10 protein-coding genes and 1 pseudogene are annotated in these 11761 nt (G+C 44.3%); 4 read left to right on the top strand and 7 right to left on the bottom strand.

The window, feature by feature from the left end; genetic code table 11:
• Positions 1-63: 63 nt before the first annotated feature.
• The 3 genes and pseudogenes from clpP to AB4558_RS04375 form a co-directional block, all read right to left on the bottom strand.
• The gene (clpP, locus tag AB4558_RS04385) at positions 64-690 is read right to left on the bottom strand and encodes an ATP-dependent Clp endopeptidase proteolytic subunit ClpP (protein ID WP_004736080.1); all 627 of its coding nucleotides are present in this window, start codon (positions 688-690) and stop codon (positions 64-66) included.
• Positions 691-795: 105 nt separating this feature from the next.
• The gene (gene tig / locus AB4558_RS04380; RefSeq protein WP_017060621.1) at positions 796-2094 is read right to left on the bottom strand and encodes a trigger factor; all 1299 of its coding nucleotides are present in this window, start codon (positions 2092-2094) and stop codon (positions 796-798) included.
• 294 nt (positions 2095-2388) lie between these two features.
• Positions 2389-2571, bottom strand: a pseudogene (locus AB4558_RS04375) (hypothetical protein); the annotation flags it as partial.
• 163 nt (positions 2572-2734) lie between these two features.
• Between AB4558_RS04375 and AB4558_RS04370 the strand changes: the two are divergent.
• From AB4558_RS04370 to AB4558_RS04360, 3 genes are all read left to right on the top strand, one after another.
• Entirely contained in the window at positions 2735-4555 is a 1821-nt protein-coding gene (locus AB4558_RS04370) for an ATP-binding protein (protein WP_372158188.1), read from the top strand.
• 29 nt (positions 4556-4584) lie between these two features.
• Positions 4585-5934, top strand: coding sequence for a sigma-54 dependent transcriptional regulator (locus AB4558_RS04365; RefSeq protein WP_065676670.1), 1350 nt, complete (start codon positions 4585-4587; stop codon positions 5932-5934).
• Positions 5935-6012: 78 nt separating this feature from the next.
• Positions 6013-6186: a hypothetical protein gene (locus AB4558_RS04360; RefSeq protein WP_017060624.1), complete on the top strand. Its 174-nt coding sequence runs from the start codon at positions 6013-6015 to the stop codon at positions 6184-6186.
• Between the two features lie 54 nt (positions 6187-6240).
• On the opposite strand, the gene AB4558_RS04355 is transcribed toward AB4558_RS04360, so the two are convergent.
• From AB4558_RS04355 to AB4558_RS04345, 3 genes are all read right to left on the bottom strand, one after another.
• Positions 6241-7602, bottom strand: a complete 1362-nt coding sequence (locus tag AB4558_RS04355; RefSeq protein ID WP_017060625.1) for a TRAP transporter large permease — start codon at positions 7600-7602, stop codon at positions 6241-6243.
• A gap of 2 nt (positions 7603-7604) precedes the next feature.
• Positions 7605-8360 (bottom strand): TRAP transporter small permease, encoded by a 756-nt coding sequence (locus AB4558_RS04350; protein ID WP_029235189.1) that lies wholly within the window; start codon positions 8358-8360, stop codon positions 7605-7607.
• Between the two features lie 64 nt (positions 8361-8424).
• Positions 8425-9420 (bottom strand): TRAP transporter substrate-binding protein, encoded by a 996-nt coding sequence (locus tag AB4558_RS04345; RefSeq protein WP_017071719.1) that lies wholly within the window; start codon positions 9418-9420, stop codon positions 8425-8427.
• 346 nt (positions 9421-9766) lie between these two features.
• On the opposite strand from AB4558_RS04345, the gene AB4558_RS04340 reads away from it, so the two are divergent.
• Positions 9767-10174 carry a thioesterase family protein gene (locus tag AB4558_RS04340; RefSeq protein ID WP_004736070.1) on the top strand — a complete coding sequence of 136 codons (408 nt, stop codon included), beginning with the start codon at positions 9767-9769 and terminating at the stop codon, positions 10172-10174.
• 75 nt (positions 10175-10249) lie between these two features.
• On the opposite strand, the gene AB4558_RS04335 is transcribed toward AB4558_RS04340, so the two are convergent.
• The gene (locus AB4558_RS04335) at positions 10250-11062 is read right to left on the bottom strand and encodes a 4'-phosphopantetheinyl transferase superfamily protein (protein ID WP_372158185.1); all 813 of its coding nucleotides are present in this window, start codon (positions 11060-11062) and stop codon (positions 10250-10252) included.
• Positions 11063-11761 lie beyond the last annotated feature (699 nt).

Below are 11761 nucleotides of genomic sequence, written 5' to 3'. Positions count from 1 at the left end.
TAACTCTCTATGCTTGAGTGTATATCAATTTGAATCACTTTGCGTTAAACAATTGCCCTGCAATTATTGACCGCGGTGATTAAGAACTGAATCCACCAAGCCGTATTCTACTGCTTGATCAGCAGACATGAAGTTATCACGATCTGTATCGCGCTCAACAACTTCTAGAGGCTGACCTGTGTGCTCTGCCAATAGTTTGTTTAGCTTTTGTTTGATCGTTAGGATCTCTTGCGCGTGAATTTGAATATCAGACGCTTGGCCTTGGAAACCGCCAAGTGGCTGGTGAATCATTACACGTGAGTTTGGAAGCACGTGACGCTTACCAGGAGTACCACCCGCTAGTAAGAATGCACCCATAGAGCAAGCTTGACCCATACATACTGTGCTCACGTTTGGCTTGATGAACTGCATTGTGTCGTAGATAGACATGCCTGCTGTTACGCTACCGCCAGGTGAGTTGATGTAAAGATAGATATCTTTGTCTGGGTTTTCTGATTCCAAGAAAAGCAGTTGAGCCACGACAAGATTTGCCATGTGGTCTTCCACTTGACCTGTTAAGAAAATGATACGTTCTTTTAATAGACGAGAATAAATATCGTAAGAACGTTCACCACGGGAAGTCTGTTCAACCACCATAGGAACTAGTGCGTCCATAATCGATGGCATTGTATTTTTTTCTTGGTAGCTCATATTCTTATGTCCCTAAAATAAATGGCCCGAATGATTAAATCATACGGACCATTGTTAGCAGAATTGTTGACCGTACGTCAACCTTCTACGTCAGATATTACTATATTAAGCAGGTTGCTGATTCATTAGCTCGTTGAAGCTAACTTCTTTATCAGAAACTTGAGCTTTAGCGATGATTGCATCAATAGCTTGCTCTTCTAGAGCAACGTTGCGCATGTTGTTCATCATTTGCTCGTTTTGCTCGTAGTAAGCAATAACTTCTGTTGGATCTTCGTATGCTGTAGCCATCTCTTCGATGATAGCTTTAACTTTCTCGTCGTCAGCTTTTAGCTCTTCAGTCTTGATTACTTCACCAAGTAGAAGACCTACAACTACGCGACGTTTAGCTTGCTCTTCGAACAGCTCACGTGGAAGTTGGTCAGCAGCTTCAGTGTTGCCACCGAAACGTTGAGCAGCTTGTTGACGTAGAACACCGATCTCTTGATCGATTAGAGCAGAAGGTACGTCGATGTTGTTTTCGTTAACTAGACCGTCGATAGCTTGCTCTTTGATGCGGTTCTTAACAGCTTGCTTAAGCTCACGCTCCATGTTCTTACGAACTTCAGCTTTAAGACCTTCAACGCCGTCAGTTGCGCCGAACTTAGCAACGAATTCTTCGTTTAGTTCTGGAAGTTCACGAGCTTCAACTTTGTTTACTTTGATTGCAAACTTAGCTGCTTTACCTTTTAGGTTTTCAGCGTGGTAATCTTCTGGGAAGTTTACGTCGATTTCGAATTCCATACCTGCTGTTTTACCAACGATACCGTCTTCGAAGCCAGGGATCATTCGACCAGCGCCCATCTCTAGTGGGAAGTTCTCAGCTTTGCCGCCTTCAAACTCTTCACCGTCGATAGAACCAACGAAGTCGATAGTTGCACGAGAACCAGCGTCAGCAGCAGCTTCAACTTCAGTCCAAGTTGCTTGTTGCTTACGTAGAGTTTCGATCATCTCTTCAACGTCAGCTTCTTTAACTTCTACTGCTGGTTTCTCAACAGTGATGTTTTCTAGACCTTTCAGCTCAACTTCTGGGTAAACTTCAAAAGTTGCGTTGAATACTAGGTCAGCGCCTTCGTTGTTTTCAACTGGTGCGAAAGTAGGTGCGCCAGCTGGGTTGATTTTCTCTTTAACGATCGCTTCGATGAAGTGACGTTGCATTACTTCGCCCATCACGTCTTGACGTACTGCTTTGCCGTACATTTTAGCAACCATCTTCATTGGCACTTTGCCTTTACGGAAACCATCGAAACGACGGTTTTTCGCGATGTTGCGTAGTTCAGCTGTAACTGCATCTTCGATGTTAGCAGCAGGAACAGTAATATTAAGACGGCGCTCTAGGCCTTCTAGCGTTTCAACAGTAACTTGCATTATATAAACCTCAAAACTGGCTCAGTAATCTGAGCATATGAGCCGTAACTTAGCTTTAATTCAAAAGCAGACGTTGTTGGCTGCATCCTTGTGTAGTGCTCTATCCGAACACCTAATTTAAAATCGAGCATTGATGTCTGAATTGATTATTCAACCAAACACCAGACTAATCAGCGATATCTTCGTTCTTCACACGTCGATTAAAACGCAATAAAGCTTGTTTTCAGAAACAAGAAAGGTATCTCCGATTAGCCTCAGGACAGAAATTTTAGACGCGACATTCTAGCGATCTGTTTAATCTCTGTCGAGCCGTTCACCTCTGCATGATGATGAATGCTCTAAATTCGTCCAACTAAGTGATACAAAAACGATCAAATCATCACTTAGCACAACAGAAATGGGGACAATAGCGACTTTTTCAAGGGAATCGAGGGCTTTTTTTGCTAAAAACCTTAAAAAGAGATCTTGCTCTTGTTTTACCCCTCAGAGTCGATAACTTTTTCAACAATCCCCGTTACAAACCCTTAACCTACATCCATCTGTTCACTCTCTGCTTTCAGCAAAAACTACCGCTATTTGCTACCATAAACGAGAGAAGACAGGCTTGATTGTTTACCAAAGAAATCAGCGGAGAGCCTTCATGTTTCAAGCTTTTAAAATCCCAATACTGTTAATGGTTACATACAGTTTACTGATGGTGTTTGGCGGTCATTGGGTGTGGAGCACGAGCCATGAAAGTTTGTTAAATGATCATCAATCTAAGCTGGACCGCTTTTCTGTTCATATTTCAAGCCAATTGGATAAGTTCGCGCACATTCCCGAGCTGCTTTCAAAAGACAAAGAGCTGGTCGATGCCCTGCACTCTCCAAGTAACTCTGCGCAAATCGAACTCACTAATCGTTATCTAGAGCACGTAAACTCGGTGATTCAAGCATCCGACACCTACCTACTAGACAGTATCGGCACCACCATTGCAGCCAGTAACTGGAATCAACCGCGTTCTTTTATTCGTCGTAACTTTGCTTTCCGCCCCTACTTTCAAGAAGCGATTATTGGCAATGAAAATCAATATTTTGCGCTAGGTTCAACCTCTGGAAAGCGAGGCTATTATTATTCTTACCCCGTCTCCTATGCCGCCGAGATTATTGGCGTCATTGTCGTAAAGATGGATTTATCGCTGATTGAAGCAAGTTGGAAAGGCAAACAGAGTTTTTTTGTTGCTGACGATAAAGATCAAATTGTATTTATGTCGAGTAACCCTGAGTGGCTGTTCAAAAGCCTTCAGCCGCTAAGCGAAGTACAACACACTCGAATTCAAGAAAGCAGGCAGTATCTCGATACAAAAATAGAAAGCCTGCACTTCTCCGGCGATTTAGACAGTGCCACCAGTCGTATTGAGTCGCCACACAAACTCGTCCAAGAGCAGTTCTTTAGTTCTTTGCGTTTCCTAGCCGAACCAAGACTCACCATACGGGTATTTTCTCCAACCCACTTAGTTTGGTGGGACTTGGTTGCTTACCTTGTGGTTTTGAGCCTAATCTTTGCGATTATTTATCTAACAATGCAGCTCAACCACCATAGACAACAAAGACGAGCACAGATAGACAGGCTGCAATCCGAAGCCAAGCAAAAACTCGAATTTCAAGTGCTTGAACGTACATCGGAGTTACATGTTGAGATCAAACACCGTATCGAAACCGAGCATGTTCTGAGGCAAACCCAAGACGAGCTCATCCAAGCCGCCAAACTAGCAGTGCTAGGGCAGATGTCAGCGAGCATCAGTCACGAACTGAATAACCCGCTTGCCGCGATTCGCAGTTATGCCGACAACGGCCGATTGTTTCTTGCCAAAGAAAAAACCGATCGTGTCGATGACAATCTATCGCGAATCTCGGCACTCACTGATCGTATGGCGAAAATCAGCCACCAGCTTCGCTCGTTCGCCAAAAAATCTACTTCGGAAGAGCTACACACCTTACAAATACTCCCAGTTTTACATTCATCGAAAGAGCTGATGAAGCCACAACTCAAGAGCGAGCGAGTTAAGGTCAACGAACTCCCTGAGACCTTTGATGCTTGCGTGCTCGCCAACGCCATTCAACTGGAACAGGTGATCATTAACCTGCTGACCAACGCGATTCAGGCGGTGGAACAACAAGATGACAAACAATTAGCTATTCTGTTAGAGATTAGAGAGTCCGACCATCAACAAGCCAATACCTTGCTAATTCATGTCGATGATAACGGCCCCGGCTTCACCTCCCCTTCTAGCGGAAACTTTTTTGAACCCTTCCATACCACCAAGAAAAACGGACTTGGACTTGGGCTATCGATTTCTCAACAAATAATCAACGGAATAAATGGCAAGCTCGTTACCGGTAGTAGCCCTCAAGGCGGTGCTCGAATCAGCATAGAGTTGCCCCTTGTTGGACATGAACAGCAAACAAAAACTCAGCAATAACCAGAATACAAAGAAGTAAAGGAATCACTATGTGTCACGTCTATTTCATTGATGATGAATCCGATCTAAGAATGGCGATTGAACAGAGCTTCGAGCTCGCCGACATTGATGCCGAATTCTTTCCCGATGCGGAGTCTGCTCTGCTCGCGATTCAAGAAAACGGCTTACCTCACGTGATCATCACTGATATCTGTTTACCGGGTCTATCCGGGCATGATCTGCTCAACACCGTAATGCACAAAGACAAAGAGATCCCTGTGATCATGATTACTGGTCACGGCGATATTTCAATGGCCGTTCAAGCCATCCAATACGGCGCCTATGACTTCATTGAAAAACCTTTCGCTAATGAACGCCTAGTCGAAACCACTAAGCGAGCGATAGAAAAACGTCAGCTCACCCTCGAGAACCTTGAGTTAAAACGTTCACTCAAAGCCAGCCAAGCACTTGGTCCAAGGATCATTGGTGACACGCAATCAATGACGGAGCTGCGGTCTATCATCACTCACGTTGCCGATACCAATGCCGACATATTGCTATTTGGCGAAACAGGCACTGGCAAAGAATTAGTTGCACGCTCTCTGCATGAACAAAGCAGCAGGCGAGAACAAAACTTCGTCGCAGTCAACTGCGGCGCAGTACCTGAAAATCTGATTGAGAGTGAACTGTATGGCCATGAGAAAGGGGCATTCACTGGCGCAGAAAGCAAACGTGTCGGTAAATTTGAATTTGCTCAGGGCGGAACTCTATTCTTAGATGAAATTGAGTCCATGCCAATGCAGGCACAAATTCGCCTGTTGCGCGTCTTGCAAGAACGCGTCATCGAAAGGGTTGGGTCTAATGGTTTAGTCCCTCTAGACATTCGAGTGATTGCGGCAACTAAAGTCGACCTAAAGAAAGCCGCTGAAGAAGGCACTTTCCGCCAAGACCTCTATTATCGACTCAATGTTGTGACCTTAGATTTACCGCCGTTAAGAAGCCGACAAGAAGATATCCCAGCACTCTTCCACCACTTCCTACTGGTCGCTGCGGCGCGTTATGGCAAGACTGCCCCTGCCCTTCCACAAAAGGAGCTGCACGCACTTTTGGCTCATGATTGGCCGGGAAATGTTCGAGAATTACGTAATACTGCAGAGCGTTTTGTACTTTTAGGTAAGCTTTCTCACTTATCAGACAGCGCCACTGAAACTACTCAAGAACTGTCTTTGGCAGAATTGGTATCTGACTTTGAAAAAAATACGTTGAAGCAGGCACTTATTGAATGCAATGGCAGTATAAAAGAGACCATGGAGAGGCTGCAATTACCGAGGAAAACCCTCTACGATAAGATGCAAAAGCACCAGCTAACGAAAGAATCTTATAAGGTAGAACCAAACTAAATTAGATTTGGGAGCAAGATCACCTATACTTATTTCGACAACAGGATGTTATGCAATAAATATAATAAGGAAGTGGTTATGGGTGAGAAAACAAAAGTGCCATCGATTACCGATACTTTCGAGATAGATGGTATTTTTTATGCTGACAATCATGTCGATCTACACACGCCAGAATTAGAGGCAAAACGCGCTTTGTATGAGCAGATAAAGCCTCATTCAAATCGTGGCAGAAATATAGATGAGGAGGTCTAGCGACCTCCTCATTTTTTATGGATTAAATTCCATGTCAGTGAATGACTCAAATAGCTACTTGGTTATGATCTCTGGTCCCATCAAGGTGGTTGGTAACCATGTTGATACCCAAGGTACGTAAGTGACGATAATCAGGAATAAGAACATCACCCCAACCCACGGCAATGCGGCTTTTACCACGTTCATCATCGACATCTTCGCGACACCTGCGGTCACAAACAAATTGAGCCCGACAGGCGGCGTTATCATCCCTATCTCCATGTTCACCACCATCATGATACCTAGGTGAATTGGGTCGATACCGAGCGCAATTGCAATTGGGAATACCAAAGGAGCAACGATGATCAGCAAGCCTGATGGCTCCATGAACTGCCCACCAATCAAGAGTAAAACGTTTACTACAATCAAAAAGGTGATCGGACCCAAGCCCGCAGATAGCATAGACTCAGTGATCATTTGAGGAATGCGTTCTTCGGTCAGTACATGCTTAAGAATCAGAGCATTGGCAATGATAAACAGCAGCATGATCGTCAGCTTGCCTGCATCGTAAAGTGTGTCTTTGGTGTCTTTATGGAAAAACGTTTGGAACACCTTAACCAAAGCAGGCTTTGTATTGTTCTTGTCAGCGAAAGGCCCCATATCTTTATAGATAAAGTTGGCAATGAAGAAGGCATACACCGCAGCCACTGCCGCCGCTTCTGTCGGAGTAAAGATGCCGCCGTAGATACCACCTAGAATGATGACAATCAGCAGCAAGCCCCAGCTCGCATCTTTCGCAGCTGCGAACATCTCGCCCCAGCCCACAAATGGCTGTGCCGGAATCTTCTTAATACGTGCTGCAATGTAGATAGCAATCATCAACATCACACCCGCCAGCAAACCAGGAATAACGCCACCTAAGAACATACGACCTACCGATACATCGGTCGCCGCCGCGTATACCACCATCACGATGGACGGTGGAATCAAGATCCCCAACGTACCTGCGTTACAGATAACCCCTGCCGCGAACTCTTTTGAGTAGCCGTTTTTGATCATACCTGCGATAACGATACTACCGATCGCCACTACCGTTGCAGGAGATGAACCAGAAAGGGCTGCGAACATCATACATGCCACAACCGACGCCATCGCCAAGCCGCCGCGGAACCAACCCACCATCGCGATAGCAAAACGGATAATACGTTTCGCCACGCCACCAGTAGACATAAAGCTAGAGGCCAAGATAAAGAAAGGAATCGCTAAGAGTGTGTAGTGGCCTGCAAATGCATTAAACAGCGTTTGTGCGACTGAAGCTAATGACGCATCTGAGTGCATCAATAAGAATATTACGCTCGATAAACCGAGGGAAATTGCAATTGGTACACCGACCAACATGAAAGCAATTACCATTAAAAATAGAAATAACATTGCCATGATTAGTCTTCCTTACCGTTAGATTTTGTACTCGACTCATTCGCTTTGTTCTGCGGAGTCGAATTCAATACCGCTGTTGCATCTTCGTCAGGGCCCGCTAGCACGTCTGCTTTCAACGCATCCAGCTCTTCTTCGGCTTCGTGTCCTGCAATCATGCGGTCAAGCTTGCCTGTGACGACTTGGTAAGCAACTTGAGCAAAACGGAACGTTAGCATTGCCATACCAATCGGCAGCGCCATATAAGGAATAAAACGTGGCAGTTTCTCGTATCGCTCGCCTTCATTCAGCCAGTCAGCAAGAAACTGAAGCATCTCTGGCATTGGAATATCGTCGGTCTCGTACCATGCGCGATCGGTCGCGAATGGGTACCAATAATTCCAAGAACCGATAAGAAGTAAGATTGAAAATGCTAAGCAGCTTGTCACGGCGATGAGCGCATACACTTTGCGTAGCTTTTCTGGGGCAAGGTTGATGATCACATCAACACCAATGTGGAAGTGTTTTTTAACGCCATAAGATGCGCCCACTAACACCATCCAAGCAAACATGAACACGGTCAGTTCCAGTGCCCATAAGATGTTGTCATTGAATGCGTATCGAAATACCACGTTGGCAAAAGTAAGTAGCGTCATTGCGCCAAGGAAAAATGCGATTAGTGACTCTTCAATCACATCCGTAACTCTTCCGACTTTGGAAAAAAGAGAGGTTTCCAGTGCTGATTCGCTAGAATTTGGTTGTTCCATTTGAGGCTTTTCCATAATTGACTCCGCTTATAATTGTTTTAATAAGGAGTGACGAATACTCGCCACTCCCTTAGCGGTGTTATTGGTTTGAAGCTAACGCTGCATCGATAAGGTCTGAACCGATGTCTTTTTCAAACTTCTTCCATACTGGTTGAAGCGCAGTTACCCATGCTTCACGCTGTTCAGGCGTAAGCGTACGAACCTCACCACCCGCTTCGATGATGTTATTTTTGTTCGCTAGGTTAACTTTTGAAGATTCTGCGTTACGAGTCTCAGACACTTCTTGAACGATAGTGCCAAGCTGTGTGCGTACATCTTCAGGTAGGTCTTTCCAGAAGTCGTTCGACGTTACTACCAGGTAATCAAGGATACCGTGGTTAGTTTCTGTCACGCCGTCTTGTACTTCAAAGAACTTCTTACCGTAGATGTTTGACCATGTGTTCTCTTGGCCATCGATAACCTTAGTTTGTAGGCCACCGTATACTTCTTTGAAAGACATCTTCTGTGGGTTAGCACCCAGTTGTTCAAACTGAGCCACCAATACATCCGATGCTTGAACACGGAATTTCAAACCTTTTGCATCTTCAGGGCTGATAAGAGGTTTGTTCGCCGACATCTGTTTCATGCCATTGTGCCAAAACGCAAGACCTTGCAGGCCACGACGCTTCATCGCGTTCTTCAGCTTTTCACCAGATTCTGAGTTTTGGAAACGGTCAACGGCTTCTACGTCTTCAAATAGGAAAGGAAGGTCAAAAATGCGGTATTTCTTAGTGAACTTCTCAAATTTTGACAGCGATGGCGCCGCCATTTGAACATCACCATTTAACAGGGCTTCCAGTACCTTATTATCATCGTAAAGTGTTGAGTTAGGGAAAACTTGCATACAAGCTTTTCCATTCATTTCTGTGTTTACTCGCTCTTCCAGTAAAGAAGCGGCGATGCCTTTCGGGTGCTTATCGGTATTGGTTACATGACTGAATTTAATCACGATTTCACCAGGGTCACAGTTTGCAGCAGCATTAAAACTTGTGAGCGCCAGAGCAGATACAGACAGCAGGGTAAGAGGCTTAAACATTATTATTCTCCTTAGTAAACAAAGCAGCCCTTCAATGGGAACTGCGTGCTTTCACTAAGGCAATTAGCGCGCCACATTGACACAATTCATTAACAAGCCTTTAACCGCAAGGCTTCATCAGATCTGCCTGCAGTTGCCGCTAACTCGCTACAAAAATTAATGGGTGGAAAATGACACATAGAATATTTGTAAATGGGTGGAAGCTGACCAATGTAATAGTAATGAATGAGGTCTGACCAAAAGCCACATTACCGATGATGCCTTGAAGTAATTTCGACCTATCCTGTAGAGTGCTGCACAACTTAGCCAGATTTACTGTCCCACTACTTACCAAGAGTTGATACCAATGAGTCAGATCTACCATCACCCAGTACAAATTTACTATGAAGATACCGATCACTCTGGTGTGGTTTATCACCCTAACTTTCTTAAATACTTCGAGCGTGCGCGCGAACATGTCTTGGGCAGCGATAAACTGGCAGAGTTGTGGAATGAACATGGACTGGGGTTTGCGGTGTATAAAGCCAATATGACCTTTCAAGACGGCGTTGAGTTCGCAGAGATCTGCGATATCCGAACCTCTTTTGAGCTCGATGGCAAATACAAAACCTTATGGCGACAAGAGGTATGGCGTAAAGATGCAACCAAACCTGCCGTGATTGGTGATATCGAGATGGTTTGCCTAGATAAAGACAAACAACTTCAGCCTGTACCCGCAGAAGTATTAAAAGCGATGCTTGGCGAAACGAGTTAGCCAATATTACGAATGGCTGAGAGCGAGCCGTGTTCAAGATTAGAAGCTAAAGGTTCTAGTGTAACGAACGTAAACTCAGCCAAGTAGCTTCGATTTGGGGAAGCACTTAATCTCTAATTGCATAGGAAGCGTTGCACCACCAAGCGTCACGGCAAATCGAAACTGGTTATCCAGCCTTCCTAAACTGCATTGCCAATCTGTTGAAGTATTGTCATTTTCAGCAGCATCCAACCCTACACCGTTATGGACAATGATTCCTCCATGTAACTCTGGTCGTAAACCCGACGAATGAACTGGCAGCGTTTGTTGAGTTAGATTGGAAAAATCGAACGAAAAACTTTTCAATGATGTGGCCAACCCCTTACCTGTCGCTTTGATGTACGACTCTTTCAGTGCCCACAAATCAAAAAAACGTTCTCTTTGAGATACCTCATCCAGCTCGAGTAAATCGTTAATCTCAAATTCCGAAAAGTAATGCTTCATGATCGCCGCGATGTTGGTCGAGCTTCTTGCATGTTCTATATCCACCCCAAGCTGTAGTGGTTGCCCTTTCGTTCGGCAGACAGCAATCAGTAAATGATCTTGACTGTGGCTAATATTGAAATTCAGTCCGGTTTTGTGTTGCTGCTCTGCAATCAAGCTTGGTTTGCCTTTTTCACCATACTCAAATCGCCACTCTTCAGCCGTCAAATCAGAGTAGATCGACAGAACCTCTCGTAAGTAGCTACGAACATAGAGCGCTTGGATCTGAGATGAAGGCATTCGATAACGCTCAACCTTAGCGACTTCATCGTCGGTCAGTTTCTGTTTAAGGCACGACACATGATCAGTACCTTCATCCAAATTGCTTAGAGAACAAAGCCACAAATCAACGACTGGTGTTTCCATCTTTTGAGCACTCACTTCTTAAAAATCACTATTCATAAAGCCATCAATAAAACATCAAAACGAACAAATTTAACTCACCTATGTTTTGAGAGAAACATAGAGAATTTGGGCAGGAAACACCCTTCATATGCGGACTTAAAACTAATTTTTCAAATAATAACAAATTAAAACACAGATCACACTCAGCCTTACGGAACAGTCATCCATTAAATGTTACTTACAAAAATCTGACATAGATCTCACCAAGTCAAAAAATAGAGCATAAACACTAAAAAACTACTCATATCCATTAATTATCAATAAGTTAATTGCATTAAAAATACAAAAAACAAAAGTTCAGTAAAATCATCTGGTCTGAACAGATCATAGTGGCCTCTGGGAGCATTGTATCGGCCACTCACCTCGGGTAGCCTGCTCAACCATTAAACAAATTCACACGTTTTTATTGCGGATACCTGCTTTGCATAAAGCAGTACTTTGGACAGGATTTAAATGGACATTAACCTCACATTCGAATACCCCCTTCACGCATGAAACACGTTCTCAACGTCTGCAAGTCAATGAACTTCGCACCCCCTATTTCAGTCAGGTGGCCAACTTTCGGCAGCCTTACTCTTCAGCTGCGTTTGCCCAAATCTGTTTCAGATTTATTTTCGATTCAATTAAAAGCGCAGCCTCAAAACACGACATCGCCCTCAG

The organism is Vibrio sp. 10N.222.51.C5 (assembly GCF_041474575.1).
In the GTDB taxonomy this organism is placed as follows: domain Bacteria; phylum Pseudomonadota; class Gammaproteobacteria; order Enterobacterales; family Vibrionaceae; genus Vibrio; species Vibrio crassostreae_C.
This window is presented reverse-complemented; position numbering and strand designations above follow the sequence as displayed.